This window comes from Mycolicibacterium sp. P4_G11 (assembly GCF_056555145.1).
On the sequence record NZ_JBFUJW010000006.1, the window covers coordinates 410,857 to 436,956 of the forward strand.

26 protein-coding genes are annotated in these 26,100 nt (G+C 68.6%); 4 read left to right on the plus strand and 22 right to left on the minus strand.

Going from position 1 to position 26,100, the window contains the following annotated elements:
- Nucleotides 1-43: 43 nt before the first annotated feature.
- The 6 genes from AC1U2B_RS16330 to AC1U2B_RS16355 form a co-directional block, all read right to left on the minus strand.
- Nucleotides 44-523 carry a hypothetical protein gene (locus AC1U2B_RS16330; RefSeq protein WP_236737253.1) on the minus strand — a complete coding sequence of 160 codons (480 nt, stop codon included), beginning with the start codon at nt 521-523 and terminating at the stop codon, nt 44-46.
- Complete coding sequence (gene hemB, locus AC1U2B_RS16335; RefSeq protein WP_480217563.1) at nt 520-1,500, minus strand: porphobilinogen synthase; 981 nt, start codon at nt 1,498-1,500, stop codon at nt 520-522. The genes AC1U2B_RS16330 and hemB overlap by 4 nt, the downstream gene beginning before the upstream one ends.
- An 84-nt stretch (nt 1,501-1,584) precedes the next feature.
- Complete coding sequence (locus AC1U2B_RS16340; RefSeq protein ID WP_260936989.1) at nt 1,585-3,270, minus strand: bifunctional uroporphyrinogen-III C-methyltransferase/uroporphyrinogen-III synthase; 1,686 nt, start codon at nt 3,268-3,270, stop codon at nt 1,585-1,587.
- 3 nt (nt 3,271-3,273) lie between these two features.
- Entirely contained in the window at nt 3,274-4,233 is a 960-nt protein-coding gene (gene hemC, locus AC1U2B_RS16345; protein ID WP_043401375.1) for a hydroxymethylbilane synthase, read from the minus strand.
- Between the two features lie 6 nt (nt 4,234-4,239).
- Complete coding sequence (locus AC1U2B_RS16350; protein WP_043401372.1) at nt 4,240-5,610, minus strand: glutamyl-tRNA reductase; 1,371 nt, start codon at nt 5,608-5,610, stop codon at nt 4,240-4,242.
- Nucleotides 5,611-5,786: 176 nt separating this feature from the next.
- Nucleotides 5,787-6,056 (minus strand): glutaredoxin family protein, encoded by a 270-nt coding sequence (locus AC1U2B_RS16355; RefSeq protein ID WP_043401369.1) that lies wholly within the window; start codon nt 6,054-6,056, stop codon nt 5,787-5,789.
- 33 nt (nt 6,057-6,089) lie between these two features.
- Here AC1U2B_RS16355 and AC1U2B_RS16360 point away from each other — a divergent pair, with 33 nt between their 5' ends.
- Together AC1U2B_RS16360 and AC1U2B_RS16365 are read left to right on the plus strand one after the other, a co-directional pair.
- Nucleotides 6,090-6,965 carry an HAD family hydrolase gene (locus tag AC1U2B_RS16360; RefSeq protein ID WP_377042038.1) on the plus strand — a complete coding sequence of 292 codons (876 nt, stop codon included), beginning with the start codon at nt 6,090-6,092 and terminating at the stop codon, nt 6,963-6,965.
- 47 nt (nt 6,966-7,012) lie between these two features.
- Complete coding sequence (locus AC1U2B_RS16365; RefSeq protein WP_043401363.1) at nt 7,013-7,543, plus strand: FAS1-like dehydratase domain-containing protein; 531 nt, start codon at nt 7,013-7,015, stop codon at nt 7,541-7,543.
- A 21-nt stretch (nt 7,544-7,564) separates the two neighbouring features.
- Here AC1U2B_RS16365 and AC1U2B_RS16370 read toward each other — a convergent pair whose 3' ends face one another.
- From AC1U2B_RS16370 to AC1U2B_RS16405, 8 genes are all read right to left on the minus strand, one after another.
- Entirely contained in the window at nt 7,565-8,623 is a 1,059-nt protein-coding gene (locus AC1U2B_RS16370) for a lysophospholipid acyltransferase family protein (RefSeq protein WP_043401360.1), read from the minus strand.
- A 33-nt stretch (nt 8,624-8,656) separates the two neighbouring features.
- Nucleotides 8,657-9,775, minus strand: a complete 1,119-nt coding sequence (locus AC1U2B_RS16375) for an SDR family oxidoreductase (RefSeq protein WP_043401358.1) — start codon at nt 9,773-9,775, stop codon at nt 8,657-8,659.
- A 48-nt stretch (nt 9,776-9,823) separates the two neighbouring features.
- Nucleotides 9,824-9,925 carry a 30S ribosomal protein bS22 gene (locus tag AC1U2B_RS16380; protein ID WP_003402602.1) on the minus strand — a complete coding sequence of 34 codons (102 nt, stop codon included), beginning with the start codon at nt 9,923-9,925 and terminating at the stop codon, nt 9,824-9,826.
- A gap of 227 nt (nt 9,926-10,152) precedes the next feature.
- Complete coding sequence (locus tag AC1U2B_RS16385) at nt 10,153-10,377, minus strand: cell division/environmental response transcriptional regulator (RefSeq protein WP_029105159.1); 225 nt, start codon at nt 10,375-10,377, stop codon at nt 10,153-10,155.
- 139 nt (nt 10,378-10,516) lie between these two features.
- Nucleotides 10,517-11,380: a pyrroline-5-carboxylate reductase gene (gene proC, locus AC1U2B_RS16390; protein ID WP_480217564.1), complete on the minus strand. Its 864-nt coding sequence runs from the start codon at nt 11,378-11,380 to the stop codon at nt 10,517-10,519.
- Nucleotides 11,381-11,409: 29 nt separating this feature from the next.
- Nucleotides 11,410-12,255, minus strand: coding sequence for a sugar phosphate isomerase/epimerase family protein (locus AC1U2B_RS16395; RefSeq protein WP_043401352.1), 846 nt, complete (start codon nt 12,253-12,255; stop codon nt 11,410-11,412).
- 11 nt (nt 12,256-12,266) lie between these two features.
- A complete protein-coding gene (locus AC1U2B_RS16400; protein WP_480217565.1) occupies nt 12,267-13,421 on the minus strand; it encodes an Rv0497 family membrane protein in 1,155 nt (384 codons plus the stop codon).
- Nucleotides 13,418-14,404 (minus strand): Ppx/GppA family phosphatase, encoded by a 987-nt coding sequence (locus AC1U2B_RS16405; protein WP_043402100.1) that lies wholly within the window; start codon nt 14,402-14,404, stop codon nt 13,418-13,420. Before AC1U2B_RS16405 ends, AC1U2B_RS16400 begins: the two co-directional genes overlap by 4 nt.
- 49 nt (nt 14,405-14,453) lie before the next feature.
- On the opposite strand from AC1U2B_RS16405, the gene AC1U2B_RS16410 reads away from it, so the two are divergent.
- Nucleotides 14,454-15,281: a DUF3109 family protein gene (locus tag AC1U2B_RS16410; RefSeq protein WP_480217758.1), complete on the plus strand. Its 828-nt coding sequence runs from the start codon at nt 14,454-14,456 to the stop codon at nt 15,279-15,281.
- A gap of 15 nt (nt 15,282-15,296) precedes the next feature.
- Here the strand turns inward: AC1U2B_RS16410 and regX are convergent, their stop codons facing one another.
- The 7 genes from regX to AC1U2B_RS16445 all read right to left on the minus strand — a co-directional run bounded on the left by regX (nt 15,297) and on the right by AC1U2B_RS16445 (nt 23,448).
- Complete coding sequence (gene regX, locus AC1U2B_RS16415; protein ID WP_043401347.1) at nt 15,297-15,983, minus strand: two-component sensory transduction protein RegX; 687 nt, start codon at nt 15,981-15,983, stop codon at nt 15,297-15,299.
- The gene (locus AC1U2B_RS16420) at nt 15,980-17,197 is read right to left on the minus strand and encodes a sensor histidine kinase (RefSeq protein ID WP_260936962.1); all 1,218 of its coding nucleotides are present in this window, start codon (nt 17,195-17,197) and stop codon (nt 15,980-15,982) included. Before AC1U2B_RS16420 ends, regX begins: the two co-directional genes overlap by 4 nt.
- A gap of 125 nt (nt 17,198-17,322) precedes the next feature.
- Nucleotides 17,323-18,066: a phosphoglyceromutase gene (locus AC1U2B_RS16425; protein ID WP_480217566.1), complete on the minus strand. Its 744-nt coding sequence runs from the start codon at nt 18,064-18,066 to the stop codon at nt 17,323-17,325.
- 154 nt (nt 18,067-18,220) lie between these two features.
- On the minus strand, nt 18,221-18,727 hold the full coding sequence (locus tag AC1U2B_RS16430; protein WP_480217567.1) for a type III secretion system chaperone family protein: 507 nt from the start codon (nt 18,725-18,727) through the stop codon (nt 18,221-18,223).
- Nucleotides 18,724-20,010 carry a D-inositol-3-phosphate glycosyltransferase gene (gene mshA, locus AC1U2B_RS16435; RefSeq protein WP_260971165.1) on the minus strand — a complete coding sequence of 429 codons (1,287 nt, stop codon included), beginning with the start codon at nt 20,008-20,010 and terminating at the stop codon, nt 18,724-18,726. Before mshA ends, AC1U2B_RS16430 begins: the two co-directional genes overlap by 4 nt.
- A gap of 34 nt (nt 20,011-20,044) precedes the next feature.
- Nucleotides 20,045-21,994 (minus strand): GMC family oxidoreductase N-terminal domain-containing protein, encoded by a 1,950-nt coding sequence (locus tag AC1U2B_RS16440; RefSeq protein WP_480217568.1) that lies wholly within the window; start codon nt 21,992-21,994, stop codon nt 20,045-20,047.
- A gap of 38 nt (nt 21,995-22,032) precedes the next feature.
- Nucleotides 22,033-23,448, minus strand: a complete 1,416-nt coding sequence (locus AC1U2B_RS16445; protein WP_480217569.1) for an aldehyde dehydrogenase family protein — start codon at nt 23,446-23,448, stop codon at nt 22,033-22,035.
- A gap of 132 nt (nt 23,449-23,580) precedes the next feature.
- Here AC1U2B_RS16445 and AC1U2B_RS16450 point away from each other — a divergent pair, with 132 nt between their 5' ends.
- Nucleotides 23,581-24,804 carry a PucR family transcriptional regulator gene (locus AC1U2B_RS16450; protein WP_480217570.1) on the plus strand — a complete coding sequence of 408 codons (1,224 nt, stop codon included), beginning with the start codon at nt 23,581-23,583 and terminating at the stop codon, nt 24,802-24,804.
- Here AC1U2B_RS16450 and AC1U2B_RS16455 read toward each other — a convergent pair.
- Nucleotides 24,801-26,075, minus strand: coding sequence for an ROK family transcriptional regulator (locus tag AC1U2B_RS16455; protein WP_480217571.1), 1,275 nt, complete (start codon nt 26,073-26,075; stop codon nt 24,801-24,803). The two genes, AC1U2B_RS16450 and AC1U2B_RS16455, sit on opposite strands and share 4 nt — an antisense overlap.
- Between the last annotated feature and the right edge of the window lie 25 nt (nt 26,076-26,100).

Consider the following 26,100-nt stretch of genomic DNA (forward strand, 5'->3'; position numbering starts at 1 on the left):
GCCTAGCGGGCGACGTGTGCATCGACGTCGACCTGGGCGCGGCTCAGCGGACGAAGTAGGCGTTCGAGTCGGGGCGGTGCAGGAGGTACACGCCGCCGCCGATCAGTACCGTGCCGCCGATGCCGCACACCGCGTAGCCCAGCGCCGCGGCCGCGCCGTGGTAGTCGGCGAAGAGATTGGTGGTCAGGTACAGAATCGTCGCCGCGGACCCACCGGTGAGGATGCTGCGCGCCCACCGGTAGCCCTGCCGCAGCAACACCAGGAACGTGGCCACCAGGACCGCGATGATGAACAGCATCAGACCGGACACCGCGTAGGCGTAGCCCGACACCGAGCGCTCGGGCGTGGTCAGCAGGTTGATGACGTAGCCGATCACCGACACCGGCAGCGCGGCCGTCCACAGCCAGAAGCCGGTGACGACGTCCTGCGGCATCTCGTGCGGCTCGGCACCGGACCCGTCCGGGGCCGCGCCCTGATACGGCGGGTACTGCGGATGCGGGTTCTGCGGGTTTTGGGGGTTCACCGGAGCCAGCCCGCGACGTCCGTCGCCCAGTACGTGAGCACGATGTCGGCACCGGCGCGCCGAATGCTGACGAGCGACTCCAGGACCGAGGCCCGCAGGTCGATCCAGCCGTTGGCCGCGGCCGCGCTGATCATCGCGTACTCACCCGAAATCTGGTACGCCGCAACGGGGACCGGCGAGATGTCGGCGGCGGCGCGCACCACGTCCAGGTAGCTCATCGCCGGCTTGACCATCACCATGTCGGCGCCTTCGGCGAGATCGAGTTCGATCTCGCGGACCGCTTCACGGGCGTTGCCCGGATCCTGTTGGTAGGTACGACGATCACCCTGCAGGCTCGAGCCCACCGCCTCGCGGAACGGGCCGTAGAACGCCGACGCGAATTTGGCGGCGTAGGCCAGGATCGCGACATCGCTGTGCCCGGCATGGTCCAGCCCATCGCGGATCGCGGCCACCTGACCGTCCATCATGCCGCTCGGACTGACCACGTGCGCACCCGAATGCGCTTGGGCCACAGCAAGTTTGATGTACTGCTCGTTGGTGGCGTCGTTATCTACCCGGCCGTGCACGTCGAGCACGCCGCAGTGCCCGTGATCGGTGAACTCGTCCAGGCAGGTGTCGGCCATCAGCACGGTCGCGTCGCCGAGGTCCGAATTCAGGTCGCGCAGTGCCACATTGAGGATGCCGTCGGGGTTGACCCCCTCGGAGCCGGTCGCGTCCTTGTCACCGTCGCACGGAACGCCGAACAGCATCAGCCCACCGACACCGGCCTCGACGGCTTCCGCGGCGGCACGGCGCACCGACTCCCGGGTGTGCTGGACGACCCCGGGCATCGAGCTGATGGGGCGCGGCTCGGCGAGCCCGTCCGCGACGAACAGCGGCAGCACCAGATGCCGTGGCTCCAGCGAGGTTTCGGACACCAGACGCCGCAGCGCCGGGGTCGTACGCAGTCGCCGCGGCCGATGCCTCGGATACGACACAGCAATGCCTCCTAGTTCGCCGAAACCGCATCCCGGCAGACAAAGTGCGAGTGCACGCCTGCTGGAATGCCGTTTCGATCGAGTTTAGCGGCGCCGGCTCTTCTTACGCGGCGGCGGCAGGGCACCCTCGGCGCGCAGGCGAGCGGCGTGCTCGGCCAGCGCCTCGACCAGCGGGCCCACCGCGGCGGTCTCCGGCTGCACGTCCACGCGCAGGCCGAATTCGGCTGCGGTCTCAGCGGTTTTCGGGCCGATGCAGGCGACGATGGTCCGGGCGTGCGGCTTGCCGGCGATGCCGACCAGGTTGCGCACCGTGGAGCTCGAGGTGAAGCAGACGGCGTCGAAACCACCGGTCTTGATCATCTCGCGGGTGTGCGCCGGCGGCGGAGCGGCGCGGACGGTGCGGTAGGCCGTGACGTCCTCGATCTCCCAGCCCCGCTCGCGCAGGCCCTCGGCCAGCGTCTCGGTGGCGATGTCGGCGCGCGGCAGCAGCACCCGGTTCACCGGGTCGAAAATCTCGTCGTAGTCCGGGAATTCGTCGAGCAGGCCCAGCGACGACTGCTCACCGGCAGGCACCAGCTCGGGGTTGATACCGAACGCGCGCACCTTGTCCGCGGTGGCCTGACCGACGCACGCGATCTTCACACCGGAGAACGCGCGGGCGTCCAGACCGAACTCGTTGAACTTCTCCCACACCGCACGCACCGCGTTGGTGGAGGTGAACACGACCCACTGGAAGCGGCCGTCGACCAGACCCTTGACCGCACGCTCCATCTGGGCGGGGCTGCGCGGCGGCTCGACGGCGATGGTCGGCACCTCGATGGGCAGCGCGCCGTGGCCCACGAGGCGATCGCTCATCTCGCCGGCCTGGTCCTTGGTGCGCGGCACCAGCACGGTCCAGCCGTACAGCGAGCGGCTCTCCCACCAGTTCAGCTTGGCGCGGTGCGCCACCGTCTTGCCGATGGTGACGACCAGCGGGCCCGCCAGCGGTCCGACCGGCTCGGGGCCGACCGGCTTCTCCAGCACGGCCTTGTCCAGCAGCCCGGCCAGCGTGGTCTCGATGGACCGCTGCTGGCAGGTGGTGCCGTTGGCGGTCACGACGCACGGGGTGCTTTCGGTGAGGCCGTATTCGATCAGGGTGCGGGCGGCGTCCGGCAGGTGCGACACCGTCGCGTGCAGGATCAGTGGCCCGGGGGCGGCGGCCAGCGCGGCCCAGTCCACGTCACCGCGGACGTCGGCCACGGTGTGCGAGGACCCGACGGGCAGGCCCGCGTAGGTCGGCACGGCCGTCGACGATGGCAGGCCCGGCACCAACTCGAAGTGCGCCGCGGTCTTGGCCAGCGCGTTCACCTCGGTGATGACGGAGTCGACCGACAGCGGGTCGCCGGCGACCAGGCGCACCACGTCGACACCGGTCTTGGCCTCGGCCATCAGCAGCTTGGCCACCTCGGTCGGGTCACCCAGCGCGGGGCGCACGTCGACGCCATGCGGGAACGTCATCGTGGGCGCGGCAGCCGGCGCCTTTTCGGGCGTGGCCTCATCGGTCTTGGTCTCGGCAGCCGGCTCCGCCTCGGCCGGGTGCGGCCCGGACGTCGGCGGCAGATCGGTACCGATCAGCGCCAGCACCGCCTCGGGCACGTCAGGATCGGTGAAAACCAATGCCGCATGCGCCAAAACGTTCCGCGCACGCGTCGTCAACAGGCCCGGGTCACCGGGGCCGGAACCGACAAAGGTGATGCGGCCGGGCTTGTGCTTACGCACTCGGGTCGTCATCTCTCACTCCCGCTCTACAGTCCGCTGATCCAACACGTCGCGCGCCCCCAGGTCGAACAACTCCGCGGCCAGCGAGAGCCCCAGCTCTCGTGCCCGTTCGGGTGTCCCGATCCCGGACGCCCGGATCACGTCGGATCCGTCCAGCGCCGCCACGCAACCGCGCAACGACAGCTCTTCGAAGACTCGGCCGTCCTCGTCGATGGACTCGACCACTTCAGCGATCGCACCCACCGGCGCGGAACAACCCGCCTCCAGTTCGGCCAACAGGACTCGTTCGGCAGTGACCGCGGCACGCGTGTCGGGATGGTCCAGCTTTCCCAACAGCGTCGCCAACTCGGTGTCCCCCACTCGGCACTCGACCGCGAGGGCGCCCTGCGCCGGCGCTGGCAACATCTGCACCGGCTCGAGGCTCTCGGTGACGACATCGAGCCGTCCGATACGGGCCAGACCCGCTCGGGCGACGACAACAGCGTCGAGATCACCACTACTTACCCTGTTCAACCTGGTATCTAGGTTGCCTCGTAGGGGGCGGATTTCCAAACCGAGACCCAGTGCTCTAAGCTGCGCCGCCCGTCGCGGGCTCGACGTGCCGATAACCGAGCCGGCCGGCAACTCCCCCAGCACCATTCCGTCGCGCGCCACCAACGCATCCCGCGGGTCTTCGCGCGGCGGGACGGCGGCGATGACGAAGCGCTCGTCGGGCGCCGTCGGCAAATCCTTGTACGAGTGCACCGCGACGTCGATGCGGCCGTCGGCCATGGCGTGCCGCAGCTCGGCGGTGAACACACCGATGCCGATCTCGGCGACGGGCGCCTGGGAGCGGTCGCCGTCGGTGCTGATGATGACCAGCTCCGCGGGCTGCCCCAGAGCTACCAGGGCGTCGCGGATGGTGCCGGCCTGCGTGGTAGCCAAAAGGCTGCCCCTGGTGCCGATCCGGACAACGTTATCGAGGGTAGTTACCAAGTGAGATTACTCAGCCTTGTCGTGGTGGGAATGCGGCTCGCCTGCCGCCAAATCTGGTGCCATCAAGGGCAGTTCGCCGGCGGACACGGCGTCGATGGCCTGCGGGTCGAGCTCGAACAGCTCCCGCAGCGCCTCGGCGTAGGTGTCGCCGCCGGGCGCGCTGGCCAACTGTTTGACCCGCACCGTCGGTGCGTGCAGCAACTTGTCCACGACCCGTCGGACGGTCTTGGCGACCTCGTCGCGGTGGGCGGCGTCGAGCCCGGGAACCCGGTTGTCGAGCCGCAGCAGCTCCGCCTCGACGACGTCGGCGGCGCGCTGACGCAGGGCGGTGACGGTCGGGGTGACCTCGGCCATCCGCTGGCCGGCCAGGTAGCTGGCGACCTCCGCGGCGACGATCGAACGGGCCGCTTCGGCGTCCGAGGCAGCGGCCCGGGCCGACGGCTCCCGCTGGATGCGGTCCATGTCGATCATGTGCACGCCGGGTAGGCCAGCAATCGCGCTGTCCACATCGCGGGGCATGCCCAGGTCGCAGATCACCAGTTGGTGATGCTCCGGGCGGTTCATCAGTCCACGGTGCGCGTCGGCCAACGACACCACCGGACGCACCGCGCCGGTACACGCGACGACGACGTCTGAGTTGCCCAGCGCGACGGCGATGTCGTCCAGGGTGTGCGCAGCCGCGTCGACGCCCTGTGCCTTCAAATTCTCGACCATGCGCTCGGCTCTCGGCAGCGAGCGGTTGACCACCTCGATGCGGGCGATCCCGGCGCGCGTCAGATGCGCGGCGGCCAGGGCACCCATGGAGCCGGCGCCGATCACGGCGGCCGTCAGCCCGGTCAGCGACGTCAGCTTGGACGTGGCCATGTCCAACGCCACCGACACCACCGAGGCACCCGCCGAATCGATCCCGGTCTCGGAATGGACCCGCTTACCGACCGACAGTGCCCGCTGCGACAGTTCGTGCAAGGTGCGGCCGACGGTCTGGTGCGCTTCCGCGGAGGTGTAGGCCCGGCGCACCTGGCCCAGCACCTGCGCCTCGCCGATGACCGCCGAATCCAGGCCGCTGGCCACGGCGAACAGATGCTCGACAGCCGCCTCGGCGTACCGCACGTAGGCGTACTTCGTGAGGTCGTGCAGCGACATGCCCGACCGCTCGGAGAGCACCGAACCGATCACGGAGAGCCCGCCGTGGAAGGCGTCGACCACCGCATACACCTCGACCCGGTTACAGGTGGAGAGCACCATCGCCTCGGTGACCAGAGAGGACTGCAGCAGCAGCTCGATGATCTTGGCCTGTTCGGCCTCGTCGGTGCTGAGTTGTTCCAGCACGGAAACCGGTGCACTGCGGTGCGAAACCCCGAACAGCAGTACGCTCACGGCCTCTTCACCTCGTCGCACCTCCGTCGCGCAGGCATGTTTCCCGGGCCTCGAGTGGCCGCAGGAACGCATTCAAAGCTAGCCGCTCACCAGCCCGCCGACCAAATTTGCTATACGCACACCGGATCCCCGGGCACGCGCCCTGAGCGCCCTGGCCCAGCGGTCAACCCACTGCGTCAACCTGCCAAGTCGGCCCGCAGCTGCTCCTCGTCGACCTCCCAGTAGCTGTGCTCAACGTCATCAAGGAGCACCACGGGCAGCCGATCGCCGAACTCCGCGCGCAGGGCGGTATCCCCGGCAGCAGCCAGAACATCGACATCCGTGCTCGTCAGGGTGAAGCCGAGCTCGTCGGACAGCTCCGCGAGCTGAGCCGCCGCGCGCGCACACATGCTGCAGCCGGTACGGGTGAGCAACGTCACGCGGTGGCTGTTCCCTGATCGATCCACGCGCAACAGTATGGCGTGACCTACTGTTGAACCGTGTCCGAATCCAGCCCCGTGACTGCCGACGAGCCCGTGCCCGCCGACGCTGTCGACGGCCAGGATTCCGGAGCCGACGAACCCGCTGCCCCGGCGCTCCCGCCGCCGCCCGACCTCACCGCGGCCGCGTTCTTCGACGTCGACAACACGCTGGTGCACGGCTCATCGCTGGTGCACTTCGCCCGTGGCCTCGCCGCCCGCGACTACTTCAAGTACTCCGACCTGGCCCGCTTCGCCTACGCGCAGGCCAAGTTCCAGGTGACCGGCAAGGAGAACAGCGACGACGTCGCCGCCGGCCGGCGCAAGGCCCTGTCGTTCATCGAGGGCCGGCAGACCGCGGAACTGGAAGCCCTCGGCGACGAGATCTATGACGAGATCATCGCCGACAAGATCTGGCAGGGCACCCGGGCGCTGGCACAGATGCACCTCGACGCGGGCCAGCAGGTCTGGCTCGTCACCGCCACGCCCATGGAGCTGGCCCAGACCATCGCCAACAAGCTGGGGCTGACCGGGGCGCTGGGCACCGTCGCCGAGTCCGTCGACGGGGTCTTCACCGGCCGCCTGGTGGGCGACATCCTGCACGGGGTCGGTAAGGCGCACGCGGTGCGGCAACTCGCCATCCGTGAGGGCCTGAACCTGCGCCGCTGCACCGCGTACTCGGACAGCTTCAACGACGTGCCGATGCTGTCGCTGGTCGGCACGGCCGTCGCGATCAATCCAGACGCCGCGCTGCGCGACGTGGCCCGCGAACGGGGTTGGGAAATCCGCGATTTCCGGACCGCCCGCAAGGCCGCCCGCATCGGCGTGCCGTCCGCACTGGCCCTGGGGGCCGTCGGCGGAGCGCTGGCCGCCATGGCGTCCCGCAAGGGCAACTAGCTTCGCCGCGCCGGTCAGAGGCGCGGACGCTGATAGGCTCACGCGCCATGGGCATCGCGGACAACATCATCGGCACCCACTACCGGTACCCCGATTACTTCGAGGTCGGCCGCGAGAAGGTCAAGGAATTCGCGCTGGCGGTGCAGGACGATCACCCCGCCCATTTCACTGACGAAGCCGCAGCTGAGTGCGGTTCGGACACCCTGATCGCGTCGCTGACGTTCATCGCGGTGGCGGGCCGACGCGTGCAGCTCGAGATCTTCAACCAGTTCGACGTGCCGATCAATCTGGAACGCGTGCTGCACCGCGACCAGAAGCTGATCTTCCACCGCCCGATCAAGGTCGGCGACCGGCTGTGGTTCGACTCGTACCTGGATTCGGTCATCGAGTCGCACGGCACCGTGATCAGCGAAGTCCGCGCCGAGGTCACCGACGACGACGGCCAGCCGGTGATGACGAGCGTCGTCACCATGCTCGGCGAGGCGCAGCACGACGGCGAGACTGATGAGATCAGCGCGCAGATCGCGGCCGCCCGCGACGCCGCCATCGCGAAAATGGTTGCGGCACAAAAGGGTTGATGCACCCTCGCGGGGATTGAACTACAGGAACGTGCCGCGGCGATTCGCCAGCAGCTGGTACAGCGTCTGCTGAATGGTGGCGCGCACCTGGTCGGTCAGCTCGAAGGTGACCATCGGGTCGTCGGCCGCGCCATCCTCGTAGTCGGCCGTCGAGATGGGCTCACCGAACTGGATGTACCACTTCGACGGCAACGGCAGCAGTCCGAGCGGCCCGGCGAGCGGGAACAGCGGCGTCAGCGGGAAGTACGGCAACCCGAGCAGCCGGGCGAGCAGCTTCACGTCGCCGATCTTCGGGTAAATCTCCTCGGAGCCGACGATCGAGCACGGCACGATGGGCGCTCCGGTGCGCAGCGCCGCCGAGACGAAGCCACCACGGCCGAACCGCTGCAGCTTGTACCGGTCCTTGAACGGCTTGCCCAGACCCTTGTACCCCTCGGGGAACACGGCGGTCAGCTCGCCGGCCTCGAGCAGCCGGTGCGCGTCGGCGGTGCAGGCCATGGTGTGCCCGGCCTTGCGGGCGGCCTGGCCGACCACCGGCAGGTCGAAGACGAGGTCGGCAGCCAGCAACCGCAAGTCGCGGTGCTTCGGGTGCTTGTCGTGCACGGCGACCGACGTCATCAGCCCGTCGAACGGCAACACACCCGCATGATTTGCCACGACCAAGGCGGCGCCGTCATCCGGGAGGTGCTCGATACCGGACACCTCGACGCGGAACCAGGAATTGAAAAGCGTTCGGAGCAAAGGAAGAAACACCGCGTCGTTGAGATGCGGGTCGAAACCGAATTCGTCGACGACGTAATCGCCGGTCATCCGCTTACGAATGAAATCCGAAGCGGCACCGATACGTTGGGCCAGTTCATTGGGACCGTCAGCGGCCGGGGAGCCGGACGCAGCAAACCTATGCTGGTCGATCTCGCGGACCACCGCGGCAATCTGTTCAGCCGATGCGCGGGTCCCGGGGTCGGTCAACAGCGAAGGATGTCGCAGCGCCGCATCCCGTCTCGACGCGCGACGTTGCGCACCAGCGCGTGTCGAATTCGAATGTAGCGGAATGACTTTGGCTTTAGATTCGCCCGCCACGTCAATATCTCCCACCATCAAAAACTTGCGAAATCAGCGTCCCCACCGCTGCGCTGCGGCCACTGCACGACGCTCCACTGAGCCTACCCACCCTGGACTGATAATGGGCGTCAGCGCGCGGCCTGAAACGTAATCGTCAAAAGCCTCCATGGTCGTCCACTTTGGGGTATAGCCGAGTTCCCTCGTCATCCGTGTGGTGTCCATGACCCGGCCGTAGCGCATGTAGTCGGACTGTTCGCGGTCCAATTCGACACCCGCGGTCGCTCGTCGCCACGCGTCCAGGGCCCACATCGTGGGTCCGGCGAGCGGCAGCCCGATCCGGCCAGACCGGCGAATGGCCTGGCTCATCAGGATGACGCCCGACGCCCCGATGTTGAAGGTGCCGGCCCGTCCGACCAAGGTGGCGCGTTCCAGCGCCCCGAGAGCGTCCTGCTCATGCAGGAGCTGCAACCGTGCGTCGTGCCCGAAGGCGGTCGGCACCAACGGACCCGCCAGGTACCGCGACAGCGCGGTGTCCATGGCCGGACCGATCATGTTGGCGAGCCGCAGGATGGTGACCGCGATGTCGGGCCGCCGTCGCGCGAGACCGCGGACGTAGCCCTCGATGTCGATGCTGTCCCGGGCGAAGCCCTCCCCCGGTGGCCGGCGGGCGCTGCTGTCCTCGGTGAACATCACCGGATCCCGTGGGCTGGCCCCGTAGATCTCCGATGTCGACTTGAGGATCACCCGACGCACCGACGGCGCCTTCTGACAGGCGGCGAACAACTGCATCGCACCCATCACGTTGAGCTCTTTGAGCGCAGCGCGACCGGATTGCGGCACGTAAGACGCCGCCGCCGCGTGGACGACGGTGTCGACGTTGCCGTTCCGGATCACCTTGGCGATGAAGGGATTGCGGATGTCCGCGCGGACGAACTCCGCGCGGCCCATGCGTCGCAGCATGTCCTTGCTCGGCGTGATCGCGTCGACCGCGATCACGTGCTCGATGAGCTGGTTCTGCGCGAGCCTGGCTGTGAGATAGCCGCCCAGGAACCGGCACGCCCCCGTGACCAGCACCACCTTGGGGTGGTGCAGGGTCTCCGGGATGTCCGGGCCGGAATCGCTTCCGCCCGGCGCGGTGGGCCGGCTTCCAGGGCGTCCGTCGGCATCCATTTGGTCAGCCTAGAGGGCGTCGATGGATGACACAGGTCGGCGTCGCGGTTACTTACCGAGTTTTCTGCGCTGAACCCGGGTGCGACGAAGCAGCTTGCGGTGCTTCTTCTTCGACATGCGCTTGCGCCGCTTCTTGATGACTGAACCCATAGACTTTGAAGTCTCCGCTACTAGACGTCGATCCGTGAAGATCGGTGTGAAACCAACCCCGCCACTTTACCCGGCGGGGTTTCCGGTCACGAAAACGCCTGCTGGATACGCCCGCTCATCAGCGATTTCGGAGTGCCCGGTAGCGCTGACCGATACCAATCACACCGAATACGCGGATTCGGTGCTGCGCACCCAAGGTGCGCAGCACTCAGCCGGGCGCGCGGTGACTAACCCGCGTCGTGGTACGAGGACTCGAGGAGGTCGTGCACCGCCTTGGCGTGCACCCGAAATGATCGGCCGACACGCACCGCGGGCAACTCCCCGTTGTGCACCAGCCGGTATACCGTCATCTTGCTTACTCGCATCAGACTCGCAACCTCGGCAACAGTCAGGAACTGCGTTCGTGGCTGATCGCCACCGTCACGCGCCGATGGCCCGTTCATAGACGTCATCGCAACCCAATCAATCAGGCACGGCCAGCTCCAGCGGCTTCCCCTCCGCTGGCACCAACGCGTGCTTACGAGAAGGAGAATAGCGTGGCCAATGTGGTTATTGCGACGGGTGTGGGGTAATCAATCTGAAATCTTAGAACTACTCAGATGTAATTCTTAGCTGCTCAGACCGTGTTTTTGCGGCTTCGACCGCACTTGCGACCGCGGAGCGCAGCCCGCCCCGTTCGAGTTCCCGCAGCCCAGCGGCGGTAGTGCCGCCCGGAGAGGTCACAGAGGCCCGCAATTCGGCGGCGCTGGTATCCAGCGGACCGACCGTAGAACCGGTTCCCGAATCAGCCATCCGATTGAGCAACATGGCCGCCGAACCGGCCATCGTCTGGACCGCCAACTCGGTCGCCACGGCCCGCGGCAGGCCCGCCGCGACGCCCGCGTCCACCACGGCCTCGACCATCAGGAAGAAGTACGCGGGGCCCGAACCGGACACCGCGGTCACCGCGTCCATCTGCTTCTCCGGCACCGTCAGTACCGCGCCGACGGCCGAGAAGATCTCCGACACCTCGGCGAGTTGGGCCTCGTTCGCGAACCGGCCCCGCGACAGCGCGGTGATGCCCGCGCCCACCAGCATCGGCGTATTCGGCATGGCCCGCACCACCGGTGCACCGGCCGGCAGCTTGGCCTCGTAGAAGGACGTCGGGACGCCCGCGGCCACCGACACCACGACCTGCTCGACGCTGCTGCTGTCGGCGTCGGAGGCCAGTTCGGCCAGCACCTCGACGACACCCTCGACGGCATCGGGTTTGACGGCCACGATCACGTAGGCCGCGTTCTCGGCGGCGTCGGCGACATCGGTGACCCGGACGGAGTACTTCTCGGCGAGCTGCGCGGCACGCGCCGGATAAGCCTCGGCTACGACCAGATCCTTGACCTGCCGGCCTGCCTGCAACAGCCCCGCCAGCAGGGCCTCTCCGATATTTCCGCCACCGATGATCGCAATTCTCGCCACGGGAGACAGCATGCCAGGACGGCGCAGGGTCAGCGCAGCAGGTGCCGACGGGCGAATTCGAGCGACTCGACGAGCAGCGCCTCGCGCTCGGCGTTGTTGCGCGCCGCCGACGTGGTGACCTCCAGGATCACGTGCCCGGAGAATTCACTGGCGGCGAGCATCTGACAGACCTGTACCGTCGGCTGGCTGCCGCGCCCCGGCACCAGATGTTCGTCGGTGGACGCACCGTTGCCGTCACACAGATGCAGGTGCACCAGCCCCTTGCCCATCCGGCGGGCCATGTCGATCGCATCGGTCCCGGCCGTCGCCGAATGCGACAGGTCCAGGGTGTAGTGCGCGTGATTGCCGTCCAGCGGGTCGTAGGACGGCGCGAACGCCGAGATCCCAGGTCCCGGGGCCCCGCCACGCTTGCGCATCCGCTCGATGGACGGCTGGCCGGTGCCGAAGAACCGGTCCGTGCGGAACGGGAACATGTTCTCGACCGCGACCAGCACGTCGCTGGACGCCTCCAGCTCGAGCACCTGATCCGAGAAACCCTCGGCGTAGCGGCGCTGCCACCGGAACGGCGGGTGCACGACGACCGTCTGCGCACCCAGCTGCTCAGCGGCCCGCACGCTGCGTTCCAGCTTCGGGATGGGGTTGGAGCCCCACACCCGCTGCGAGATCAGCAGACACGGCGCGTGCACGCTGAGCACCGGCACGCCCCAGCGCTCCGACATCCGCTCGATGGCGTCGATATCCTGGCTGACGGGCTCGGCCCACACCATCAGCTCGACACCGTCGTAACCCAGGCGTGCGGCGTACTCGAAGGCAGCCTCGGTCCGCAGTGGATAGACCGAAGCGGTGGACAGACCTACCTTGATGGCGGGACGCACAGGGCTCCGGCTCAGGCCGAGTAGAGCAGTGCCAGGGGCCCGAACGTGACCAGGCCGCCGACCAGGATCGCGATCAGCGTGCTGGCCAGGTCGTGGTCCTTGCGGATCACCCGGATACCGGCGACCAGGCCGAGGATGACCAGCATCGACAGCATCAGCGCCACGATCTGGTTCCAGCGCCACAGCTGGTCGAAAGCGAAGAACATGCCGGCACCGAACGCCACGGCCAACAGGCTCTGGCCGACCACCCAGGCGCCGCGCTTCAGGCCCGAACCGGACTCTTCGTCCTCGTGGTCGGCTTCGTCGCGGTCGTAGTCGTGGTCGTCGCGTTCCGCTTCGTCATGGAACGCGGCCTCGACGTCGTCGCGGCGGGTGTCCTCGTCGGCGGCGAAGCCACCGAACAGGGCGTCGTAGCGCGAACTCCGGCCTTCCCGCGACGTGTCGCGCACGCCGGCGGCGTCGTCAGTGGCGTCAGCAGCCGCGGCAGCGTCGGTGTCGTCGACGACGGGGAGCTTGGCGACGGGCTCCGCGTCCTTGAGCGACAGCAGATCGTCGTCGACGTCCGCGTCGGCGGACACGTCCTCGTCGACCAGGTCGGGGCTCATCTCCTCGGCGCCGCGAACCGGCTTGAACGACCAGCGGAACGCGGGCTTGCGCGACGACGGCGCCACGAACTCCAGTGGATCGGCCTCGGCGTCGCGGCGGCGCAGGTGGTCCTCGTAGTCGTCGGCCGCGGCGTCTGCGGGCGCCGGATCGACGAGATCGGTGTGCAGCATCGTGTCGTCGACGACGTAGTGGGCGCCGGTGTCGTCGGGCTCCATCTCGTCGGCAGCCGACGGCGTCTCGTCCTCGACGGCGACGTCGTCAGCCGGGGCCTCAGGCTCGGCGACGGCTTCGGGCTCGGGCTCGGGCTCGGGCTCGGCTGCAGGCTCCGCGATGGGCTCCGGAACCGTCTCCTCCGGGGCCTGCGCCGGCTCCGCGTGCAGCGTCTCCGGCCGGATGATCGGGATTTCGCCGGTCAGTTCGGCGACCGTCACCGCGTCGCTGTTCCCCCGCCTCCGGCGCCGGCGGCCGCCGACGGGCGGCGCACCGATGGTGCCGTTCTTGGCCAGCAGCTCGGCGACCGAGATCGGTCGCGTCGCGGAGAAGTCGTCTGAATCTGTCATCGTGTCTCGCCTTTGGCGGGAGCTAAGCCCGCGAACGTTTCCACCAAGTCGGTTCCATCGGCTTCACTGTCGAGTTTCCGCAGAATGACACCCTCCCGCAATGCCCACGGGCAGATGTCCACCGCGTCGAGCGACAGCGCCCTCATGGTCGCCTCGGCCACCAACGCACCGGCCACGATCTGTGGCGCGCGGTCGGCACTCACCCCTTCCAACTCGGCTCTGTCAGCCGTGGTCATCCTAGAGATGAAAGATATGAGCTGTCTGAGGCCAGCGGCGGTCAATGTGCGCTTCACGCGCGGCCCCGCCCCGGACGGCGCCGCACCGGTGAGCCGGGCCAGCGACCGGAACGTCTTCGAGGTCGCGACCGCCAGCTCCGGGGTGCCCGCAGAAAGCACCTTGGCCGCCGAGGCGGACAGCTCGTTGTCCAGCCAGTCCCGCAGCACGGCCACGCGCCGACGGCCCGGCGGATCCTCCTGCAGCCATTCCCGCGTCAATCGGCCCGCACCCAGCGGCATTGAGAGCGCGACGTCGGGTTCTTCGTCGATACCGCCCGACAGTTCCAGCGAACCCCCGCCGATGTCGAGGTTGATGATGCGGCCCGCGCTCCAGCCGTACCAGCGGCGCACCGCCAGGAAGGTGAGCCGGGATTCGTCGACCCCGGACAGGACCTGCAGCTGGACGCCGGTCTCGGCCCGGACCCGGGCCAGCACCGCTTCGGAGTTCGTGGCGTCACGAACCGCGGATGTGGCGAACGCCATAAACTCCGCACAGCCCGAGCTGGTGGCGATCTTGGCGAACTCGTCGACGGTCGCGACCAGGCTGTCAGCGCCCTTGCGGGTCAATTTGCCGGTGTCGTCAATGGCCTCCGCAAGGCGCAGTGAGGCCTTGGTCGAACTCATCGGTGTCGGGTGCCCGCCGCGGCGCGCGTCGACTACCAACAGATGAACGGTGTTACTGCCCACGTCGAGGACGCCCAATCGCACGGAAACCACGGTAACGGGTCTACGGTTGCGTGCTGTGACCGCATCACAGATCAGTGCCGGTGGCACTGGTGCGCCCAAGAACGAGGCGCCGCCGAAGCCCGGTTCCCACGAGGTCGGACTGGACTTTGCCCGCGAGTGGGTGGAGTTCTTCGATCCGGACAATTCGGAGCATCTGATCGCCGCGGATATGACGTGGCTGCTGTCGAAATGGACCTGTGTCTTCGGGACACCGGCGTGCCAGGGCACCGTCGAGGGACGGCCCGACGACGGCTGCTGCAGCCATGGCGCCTTCATGGCCGATGACGACGACGTCGCGCAGCTCGAGGAGTCGGTCAAGCTGCTGACCGACGAGGACTGGCAGTTCCGGGAGAAGGGCCTGGGCCGCAAGGGCTACCTCGAGATGGACGAGTACGACGACAAGCCCAACCTGCGGACCCGCAAGTACAAGGGTGCGTGCATCTTCCTGAACCGCCCTGGGTTCGCCGGCGGCGTCGGCTGCGCGCTGCACAGCAAGGCCCTCAAGCTCGGTGTCGAACCGCTGACCATGAAGCCCGAGGTGTGCTGGCAGCTGCCGATCCGCCGCACCCAGGACTGGGTGACCCGCCCGGACGGCACCGAAATCCTGCGGACCGTCGTCACCGAGTACGACCGGCGCGGCTGGGGCGAGGGCGGCCACGACCTCGTCTGGTACTGCACCGGCGACCCGGCCGCGCACGTCGGCGCCAAGGCCGTGTGGGAGTCCTACGGGCCCGAGCTGACCGAGCTGCTGGGCAAGAAGGTGTACGCCGAGCTGGCGGCCCTGTGCAAGCGCAGGGCCGGGCTGGGGCTCATCGCCGTCCACCCGGCCACCGAGGCTGCCAAGGCCGCCAAGAAGTAACCGCGAGCGCGGGAACTAGCCCTCGAGCTTGTAGCCCAACCCACGAACGGTGACGAGGTGCACCGGGTTGGCCGGGTCCGCCTCGATCTTGGAGCGCAGCCGCTTCACGTGGACGTCCAGCGTCTTGGTGTCACCGACGTAGTCGGCACCCCACACGCGGTCGATCAACTGGCCACGGGTCAGCACGCGCCCGCTGTTGCGCATCAGGTACTCGAGCAGGTCGAACTCCTTGAGCGGCAGCGTGATGGCGTCGCCGTTGACCGACACGATGTGCCGCTCGACGTCCATCCGGACCGGTCCGGCCTCCAGCACCCCGTCGGCACCGACGACGTCGTCGGACTCGCCGCCGCGGCGCAGCACGGCCCGGATCCGCGCGATGAGTTCGCGGGCCGAGTAGGGCTTAGTGACGTAGTCGTCGGCGCCCAGTTCCAGGCCGACGACCTTGTCGATCTCGCTGTCGCGCGCGGTCACCATGATGACCGGGACGCCGGACCGCGAGCGCAGCTGCTTACACACGTCGGTGCCACTCATACCGGGCAACATCAGGTCCAAGAGGACGATGTCGGCACCGGCCCGGTCGAACTCGGCCAACGCCGACGGACCATCGGTCACGACGGTGGCTTCGAAACCTTCCTTGCGCAACAAGAACGCCAAGGGATCGGCCAGGGACTCCTCGTCCTCCACGATCAGCACACTGGTCATTGGTTCGGTCGCCCTCCTTGTGATGGCATCGAGTGATCATCCCCCTCGTCGACGTCAGCGTCGTCCGAATCGAGATAAGCCGGAATCGACAACGTGAACGTCGATCCCGTTCCCGGCTGACTCCACAGCCGGATGGTTCCGTTGTGGTTGGCCGCCACATGCTTGACGATGGCCAACCCAAGCCCGGTGCCGCCCGTGGCCCGGGACCGCGCCTTGTCGACGCGGAAGAATCGTTCGAAAACCCGCTCCTGGTCGGCTTTTTCGATGCCGATACCGCGGTCGGTCACCGCGATCTCGATGTTGTCGCCGTAGCAGCGCCGGCTGATCGACACCTGAGAACCCTTGGGCGAGTACGAGATTGCGTTGGACACCAGATTCGCCAGCGCGGTCGCCAACAGGGTCTCACTGCCCAGCACCTGGTAACCGCGGGGCGCGTCGGTGGTGATCGCGATGTCGGCGTTGTCGGCAGCCACCTTGTGCCGGGAAACCACTTCGGCGACAACCGAATCCACGTCCACCGCATCCAGATGAGGTAGCGGCTCGGCGCCCTGCAGCCGGGACAGCTCGATCAGTTCGCCGACCATGTTGGCCAGCCGGGTGGATTCGGTGACGATCTTCTCGGCGAAGCGGTTGACCATCTCCTGGTCCTCGGAGGACGCCAGCAGCGCCTCGGCCAGCAGCCCCATGGCGCCGACCGGGGTCTTGAGCTCGTGGCTGACGTTGGCGACGAAGTCGCGGCGACTGGCCTCCATGCGGGCCTGTTCGGACTGGTCGTTGACGTAGACCACCGCGAAGCGGCCGTCCTCCTCGGTCAGCTGACGGGCCAGGCCGCGCACGGCCACTCGGGACCGGCCCGGGTTCGCTCGTTTGGCCGGGGACAGGTCGAACTCGACGTCTTCCCCGGTGGCCAGGGTCCGCTGCGCCGCCTCCCAGGCCCGGTCGTCCAGCAGCCGGTCGCTCACCAGACCGAGATCTTTGGCCAGGGCGTTGGTGTAGACGACGTCGCGGTAGGTGTCGACCACCGCCATCCCCAGCGGGGACATGGACACGATGTGGGCGAACATCTCCGACACCGTGAGGCCGGACTGCTCCGCGGTGCGACGTTCGCGGCGGTCGTTCAGCCGCGGCACCCACCGCATGCCGATCGCGATGCCCAGGGCCAACGCGAGCAGCGCCGTGGCGGCCACCAAAGGCAGCGCTGACGACAAGCTCACGCAGAAATCGTACGCATCAGGTGAACGTCATCCCAGCAGCGAGCGGCCAGAACGGTGCAAGTCACATGAACAAATCCAGGTGTTCGGCCGGCGTTCACCGGAGTTCACCGACTGTTCTGACGCGATCAGTTCTTTTTCGCACCCTGCGCGGCGACGGCGGCGGCGCCGGCCGCGGCTGCCTCGGGGTCGAGGTACTCGCCACCGGGCACCGTCGGCTTCAGATTCTCGTCCAGCTCGTACTTCAGCGGGATGCCCGTCGGGATGTTCAGGCCCGTGATCTCGTCGTCGGACATGCCATCGAGGTACTTCACCAGAGCGCGCAGCGAATTGCCGTGCGCGGCGATCAGCACGGTCTTGCCGGCCTTGAGGTCGGGCACGATGGTCTGCTCGTAATACGGCACGAACCGCTTGACGACGTCGGCGAGACATTCCGTCAGCGGTGCGTCGATGCCGGCGTACCGCGGGTCGCTGTCCTGGCTGTAGGTGCTGCCCTTCTCGATCGGGGGCGGCGGAGTGTCGTAGCTGCGGCGCCACGACATGAACTGGTCCTGGCCGTACTTGGCCAGGGTCTCGGCCTTGTCGAGGCCCTGCAGCGCGCCGTAGTGCCGCTCGTTGAGGCGCCAGTCGCGATGCACGGGAATCCAGTGCCGGTCGGCGGCGTCGAGCGCCAGGTTGGCGGTGGTGATCGCGCGGCGCAGCAGCGACGTGTACAGCACGTCGGGCAGCACACCCTGTTCGACCAGCAGCTTGCCGCCGCGAACGGCTTCGGCCCGGCCCTTGTCAGTGAGGTCGACATCGACCCAACCGGTGAACAGGTTCTTCTCGTTCCACTGGCTCTCGCCGTGGCGCAGCAGGATCAAGGTCGGCATCGGCTGATCTTCTCACGTGCGGGTTTGTGGCTCTCGCCGCACCCGGGAGCTGTGGCTGCGCCGTCCCGCGCAGGCCTGTCCCCCACATGTTTCGCCCGGCGCCGTCAGCTTTCCTTGACCGTCAAGGAAAGCTGACCACGCCGGTACCGTCCGCCTACTCCGGCCGCAGGTGCTCGAACGCCTGCAGGTTCTTCAGCGACTCCCCGCGGGCCAGCCGCCACTTCCACTCTTTCTCGATCGACGAGCGGAAGCCCAGCTCCAGCAGGGTGTTGAAGTCGAAGTCGACGGCCTCGATCACCTGGCCGAGCAGTCGGTCGATCTCGTCGGCGGTCACCGAGTGCAGCGACATGCGCCCCACCAGGTAGATGTCGCCGATGTTGTCGAGCGTGTACGCCATGCCGTACAGCCGCCGGTTGCGGCGCAGCAGGTACTTGTAGACGCCCTCGAAGTTCTCGTCGGGCTTGCGGCAGACGAAGGCCTCCAGACGCACACCGTGGTCGCCGACGCTCAGCAGCGTGTTGGTGGTCAACCTGCGCTCGCCGGGCAGCGCCACGACGATCCCGGGCCGCCCGCCCACTCCCCCGTCGTGGTGGGAGAAGTCGAGTTCGTGCGCCCGCAGGGTGGCTTCGATCAACTGCGTGACGGCCGTCGAGGTCGTCACGCGCGCACGCCCCGACGGATCATGAACCGGCGGCTGCGGCGCGCCGCGGCGTCGCGTCGAGGCCGACGGCCGCGGTAGTCGGCGATGGCCCGCGTGTAGCCGGCCAGCAGAGCATCGACGGTATGTGCCCACGAGAACGTCGCGGCGTGCTGCAGCGCACCCTCGCGCAGTGTCTCCGGCCCCAGCTCCAGCGTCCGCCCGATGGCGTTGGCCCAGTCGCCGGGATCGTGGCCTTCAACCAGGACACCGCTCACGCCGTCGCGGACCGCGACGGGCAGCCCGCCCACCGCGGCGGCCACGACGGGCGTGCCGCAGGCCTGGGCTTCCACGGCGACCAATCCGAAAGATTCCGAATAGCTCGGCACCGCAACCAGATCCGCTGCGCGGTAGACATTGACCAGCTGTTCGCGGGACTGCGGCGGCAGGAACGTCACCCGGTCGGTGATACCCAGTTCGTCGGCCAGGGAAACCAGCCCGTCGGGCACGGCCAGGCCACTGCCCGACGGACCACCCGCGACGACGACGCGCACGTCGGGCAGCTTGGCGGCCGCGCGCAACAGCACGTCGGGGGCCTTCAGCGGCTGGATGCGGCCGATGAACGCGACCACCTGCTCGTCAAGCGAAAGGCCCAGTGCCGCACGGGCTTCGGCCTTGTCTCCGGGAGTGAAGGTCGTCAGGTCGACGCCGGGGTATGCCACGTCGATGCGGGACGGGTCCGCGTGGTGCAGCGAAACCAATTGCCGCGCTTCGTCTTCGGTGTTGACGATGAGCCGGTCGGCGGCATCGACGACCTGCTGCTCGCCGACGGCGCGCAGCGCCGGCTCCGGGATGTCGCCTTCGGCCAGCGCCAGGTTCTTCACGGCGGCCAGCGTGTGGGAGGTGTGCACCAACGGCACGGCCCACCGGTCCGACGCCAGCCAGCCCACCTGTCCGGAGAGCCAGTAGTGCGAATGCACGATGTCGTAGTACCCCGGCTCGTGGTTGGCCTCGACGCGCAGGACGCCCGCGGTGAACGCGCACAGCTGCGTCGGCAGGTCGTACTTGTCCAGGCCCTCGAACGGACCGGCGACCACGTTGCGCACCAGTACGCCGGGCGCCACGCGCACCACCGGGGCGTCGGTCGACGACGTGGCCCGGGTGAAGATTTCCACCTCGACGCCGCGGCGGGCCAACTCGAGGGCACTCTGCAGGACGTAGACGTTCATACCGCCCGCATCGCCGGTACCCGGTTGGGCCAGCGGCGAGGTATGGACCGACAGGACGGCGACACGCACGCCCTCCATCCTTACACCGTCGCGCCGGTGGCTGGCCACCCGGTCAAGCGAGCATGTTGGTGGCGGTCCGGCGGGCGACGGCCATGACGGTGATCATCGGGTTCACGCCGGAACAGGTGGGCATGCCGCTGGCGTCGGCGATCCACACGCCGGGGGTGTCGTGCAGTTCCCCGGACGGCTTGGCGACGGACGTCTGCGGGTCAGCACCCATCCGCGCGCTGCTCATCTGGTGTGCGCTGAACACCGGGGTGCCGCCGGGCCCGATCGGCAGCTGGTTGACCTGCTCGATGAAGGCCTCCAGGTCCTCGCCCCGCTGCCACGGCGCGAACGGCTGGCCCGCGGCGTAAATCTGCCGCGCACCCGCGGCGGCATGCATCCGGATCGACGTCTCGATGCCCTCCCGGAAATGGCGGCGGTCGAGGTCATCGGTGAACGGATACCAGTGCACCCCTTCACCATTGGCGTCGATGGTGACGCTGCCTTCGCCGCGGTCCTTGACCAGGACCACCCAGTCGGCCCGGTTCTGGTACTGCCGGGCAAGTTCCTTGTGCTGCGCCCCGGACAGCCACGGCACGGTGGTGGTGAACAGCCCGGGCAGGTGCTGCACACATTCGATGAGGTAGCCGTGATCATCGCGGGCCTCGGCGAATTCGTTCATCACGCCGGCCATCGCGGGGCCGAACCAGGGCTCCTGACGGTCGTCGTAGATGCCGCTGACCAGGGTCGCCGGGTGCAGCCGCAGGCCGGTGCCGACGGCCGGGCCGCCGATGCCCGAGCGCAGCAGCAGCGCCGGGGTTTCCAGGCTGCCCGCCGCGGCCACGACCTGCGGGGCGTTGATGGTGACGCGGTGGGCCTGGCCCGTGACCGGGTCGGTGTAGGTCGCCTCGACGCCGGCCGCCACCCCGTCGCGGGTGACGATCCGGTCCGCCCGGGTGCCCGGCAGCAACTGCGCGCCGGCATCGGAGGCGTCCTGCAGGAAGGTCTTCATGGTGCCCTGCTTGGCGCCGGTCTGATCACCCATCCCGCTGTAGGCGATCAGCGCTGGGTCGAAGCGTTCCGCGTCGATGTTGAGCTGGGCGACGCTGTACGAATAGTCCAGTGCCGCAGCACCTTCCGACAACCGGTGATGTGGCTCGTTCTGGACGGCGACCTTGTCGCAGCAGCCGATACGCTCGAACACCGCCGCCAGGTGCTCGTCGAACTCCGGGCCCGCCACATCGGTGAGCCCGAACTCGGTGGCCCAGGTGTTGCGCACGGTGGCCGGGGTCAGCAGCGAGTTGGACCAGTTGACGGTGCTGCCGCCGCCGACCGTCGACCCCGCGGCGATGCTGACCATGCCGTCGGCACTCGGGAAGAAGCCGCCGCGCAGGAACAGGTTGTGATAGGCCACGGGTTCGAGCTGCACGAAGTCCGATTCGTTGCGGTAACCGCCGGCCTCCAGCACGATGACCCGCTTGCCGGCTGCCGCGAGGACCGCGGCCGCGACGCCACCGCCCGAACCGGACCCGACGATGACGACGTCCGCGTCGAGGGTGGTATCCGCCGACGGGGTGAGCACCGACAGCGTCTTCGGGGACTGCGGCGGCAGCTGCGCCGGGCCGGGGTACCCCATGCCCGCCCACAGCGGGTTTCCGTCGGCGCCGCCGGGCAGGCTGTAGGAGAACAGCACCGACAGCGTGTACAGCGCCGTCATGGCCGCTTTGGTCTCCGGCGAGATGCGCGACAGATTTCCGACGATCACCTCGCGAACGTTCAGCGGCTGGTTGTTCACACCGACCAGTTCGGCGGTGTCCAGCAGCTGCTGCAGACCGGCGAACTGTTCGGCGGGCAGCTTGCCGATCAGGTACTGCTCCAGCACCGCGTCGGTGCCCAGGTCGCTGCCTTTGGCGGCGAAGAATCCGGTGGGGTCGTCGTCGCGGGGCACCGAGGCGACGTAGGTGTCGACGATGGTGGTGAGGGTCGTGCGCTGCTTGGCGGTGAAGACGTTGGCCATGAGAGGTTCTTTCGGAAGTAGGTGGGGGTCAGGGAGTTTCAGGGCAGCTGCAGGGACTTGGTCTCGAGGAACTCTTCGAGACCCCACCTGCCGAATTCGCGCCCGTTGCCCGACTGGCCGTAGCCGCCGAATGGGGCGTGGATGTTGAAGGTGCCATCGTTGATCTGCACCTGGCCGGACTGGATCCGACGGGCCACTGCGATCGCGCGCTCCTGGTCACCGGAGTACACCGCGGCGTTGAGCCCGTAGATGCTGTCGTTGGCGAGGCGGATGGCTTCGTCTTCGTCGTCGTAGGCCTGGATGACGAGCACCGGCCCGAAAATCTCCTCGCGGACGATGGCCATGTCAGGCGTGCAGTCCGAGAACACCGTCGGCCGGACGTAGAAACCGCGGTCCAGGCCGTCGGGCGGGGTCGGGCCGCCCGCCACCAGCCGCGCACCTTCGGCGATGCCCTGCTCGATGTAGCCGACGACCCGGTCGCGCTGCACCGCGGACACCAGCGGGCCCAGTTCGGTGGCCGGGTCGAAGGGATCGCCCACCCGCAGCGCCTCGGTGCCGGCACGCGCAATCGCCTCTACCTCGGCGAGTTTGGCGCGCGGGACGATCATGCGGGTCAGCGCGATACAGGTCTGGCCCGAGTTGAGGAAGCACTTACGCAGGCCGTCGCTCACGGCTTCGACCAGGTCGGCGTCGTCGAGCACGACCAGCGGCGACTTGCCGCCGAGTTCCAGCCCGACCCGCTTGATGGTCTGCGCGGCCACCGCGCCGATCCGGCGCCCGGCGACCGTCGACCCCGTCAGCGACACCATGTCCACCTGCTCGTGCGCGACGAGCGTCTCGCCGACGCCCGGGCCGGTCCCGGTGACCAGGTTGAAGACGCCGGGCGGCAGACCGATCGAGTCGAAGACCTCGGCGAGCAGGTACGCGTTGAGCGGCGCGACCTCGCTGGGCTTGAGCACGACGGTGCAGCCCGCGGCCAGCGCAGGCGCGACCTTGGCCGAAATCTGGTGCAGCGGGTAGTTCCACGGCGTGATCGCGACGACGACACCGATGGGCTCCCGGACGACCAGCGAGTTGTAGACCTGCTCCTCGAACGGGAAGCTCAGCGCCAGATCGGCGATCGACACGAACGACTGCACCGGCAGGCCCGCCTGGATCACGTTGCTGTACGCGAACGGCATGCCGACCTCTTGGCTGATCAGCGTGGCGAGCTCGGTCTGGCGGCGCTGCAGCTCCTCGGCGGCGAGCTTGAGGTAGCCGGCGCGCTCGGCCACCGACGTCGCCGCCCAGCCCGGAAACGCGGCGTGTGCCGCGGCCACCGCCGCGTTGGCGTCGTCGGCGTCGCCCAACGGGATGGTCGCGATGACGTCCTCGGTGGCGGCGTTGACGACGTCGAATCGCTCGGTGCCGTGCGACGGCTGCCAGCGGCCGTCGATGTAGTGGGCGTCGTTCATCGGGTGCTCCTGTCGGGAATTGTCACTGCGACCTATGCCATTCCCAGGGTGCGATGTGACGACCGCCATATTCTTGGTCCGGCGGGACAACGAATCGCGCGGCATTGTTCGCGCGGACAAAGGGAGCGATCGATGTCGACCGAGGCAGCCGTGGCGGAATGGCTGGCGCAGCTGTCCCTGGAGGCGGAAAGTCGGCAGGCCCTCGACCGGCTGGTCACCGTGGTCGACGACGAGATCGCCGAGGCGTTGCCGATGTTCACCGACCCGACGCTGCGCAGCGAGCTCGATGCGAGCACCCGCTCGAACTGGAAGGGCTTCCTCGCCGGCGCGACGCACCCGACCGTCGAGATACGGCCGGCCCCCGAGATCTACAACCTGGCGCGCACGCTCGCCCGCCGCGGCTTCGAACTACCGATCCTGCTGGCGGTCTACCGCATCGGCCAGCGGTCGGCGTGGCAGTTCATCACCGAAACCCGGGTCACCGACATCAGCGACCCGGAGTTGCGCGCCGCGGTGCTGATGCAACTCTGGCCGCGACTGTCGAGCTGGCTGGACACCATGGTGGAAGCGCTGATCGTCACCTTCGCCGAAGAACGGGACCAGTGGCAGCGCGGCGCCCGCGCTCGTCGCGCCGAAACCGTCCGGACGATCCTCGCCAAGCAGGCCGTCGATGTCGACGACGCCACCTCCGCGCTGTCGTATCCGCTGCGCCGGCACCACACGGCGTTCGTGGTGTGGGTGGACGACGATGTGGTCGACACCGATGTGCAACGGCTGCTCGACGCCACTCCCGTCGCGATCAGCACCGCCCTCGGCGCCGACCGGCCGTTGACGATCAGCAGCGGGGCCCGCACCGTGTGGTGCTGGTCGGCCACGACAGGACCGTCGAAAGCCCTGTCCGACAACGATGTCGCCGCACTGCCCGAGTTCGTCCACGTCTCGGCCGGCACCTGCCATCCGGGCGTCGACGGATTCCGCCGCAGCCACGCCGAAGCGCTCGCCGCGCAGACCGTCGCACATCGCCGCGACGCCAAGGCAATCCGCTATGCCGACGTCGAATTAGCCTGTCTGACAGCAGGTATCGCGGGCGAAGACGGCATGTCCACGTTGGTGCGACGCGAACTCGGCGCACTCGCCGCGGCCGACGATTCGACAGCACGGCTGCGCGACACCCTGCGGCTCTATCTGGAACACGCGGGCGACGCCAGAGCGGTCGGCGAAATCCTGAACCTGCACCCGAACACCGTCCGGTACCGAATCCGGCAGGCCGAACAACTCCTCGGACACTCCGCCGACCAGCGCCGCGTCTACGTCGAACTGGCGCTGCACATCGTCAGCGCCTTCGGGACCAGTTAGGCGGCGCGCAGCGCGCGGCGCATGGCGCCGATCGGGTCGGCGTAGAGCCCGCCGAGGGACACCACGCCGGCGCCAGCTTCCTGCACCCGGTTACCGAAGGTGGTGACCCGAATGTCCTTGACGCCCAACACCGTTCGCTCGGCGAAGGCCTGCTCGACCAGCGGCAGCCCCTCGGGGTACTCGGAGAAGGCCTGACCGCCGACGACGAGGTCGTCGGGGTTGAGCAGGTCGCGCAGCAGCGCCACCGCGGACCCGAGCACGCGGGCCCGCTCGGCCAGCAGCTCGACGGCCGCGGCGTTGCCGGACCGCGCCGCACGCAGCACCGCGGCGATGGTCGACGACGGGCCGTCCGCCGGCACGATCCGCTGCTTGCGGGCCGCGGCCAGCACGGCCTCGTCGCTGACGGTGGTCTCGAGCCGACCGGTGCCGCCGAGCAGTTCCGACTGCGCCGGCAGTCCCGAGATGGTGCCCGGGCCGCTGGCCGGCGAGTGCACCTTGCCGCCGATCGACAGCGCGTAGCCGACGGTCTCGCGGGCGTACACATACAGGCTGGTAGAGGACTCGGATGCGGCCGACGAGCGGCGCGCACCCAGCAGCAGTTCGGCACCGGCCATCGCGTCGACGTGCGACGCCAGCGACACCGGCAGCCCCAGCGTCTGGGCCAGCACGGGACCGACGGGCGCATCCACCCAGCCCAGGCGCGGGTGGTCGACGTGACCGGTGGCGCTGTCCACCACACCACCGGCGGCGACGCCGACCCACAGCGGGCGGCGCCGGTGCCAGCGGCTCAGGTAGCGCTGCGCGCTGCCGGCCAGCGATGCCAGCGCGGCGTTCTGGTCGCCGCGCGGCGTGGGCGTCTCCACCACGTCGAGGGTGCGGCCGAACAGGTCGGTCGCCACGATCGCGGTGGTGCGGGCGCCGACGTGCAGCCCCAGGGTCAAGAACGGTTCGTGGTTCACCTCGACCGGAATGCGCGGTCGGCCGATGGCACCGGCAACGGCCAGGTCGGCCCGCTCACGCAGCATCCCGGCGTCCAGCAGGGCCGTGACCTGGCGGTTCACCGTGGCGATGCTCAGGCCGGTGGCCTGCGCGATCACGTCCCGGGCGATGGGGCCGCGCAGCCGGGCCGCGCTGAAGACCGAGCCGGCGGCGGCGTCGGCGACCCGCAGCGACGGCGCGACGATGTGGTGCCGGGCCAGCAGGGTGCGCTTGGCGTGGGCGGCGGAACGAACACCGGAGGCGGTGGCAACGGTGGAAACAGAAGCAGGCATTTGGGGGTCCTAGGGAAGAAGTCGG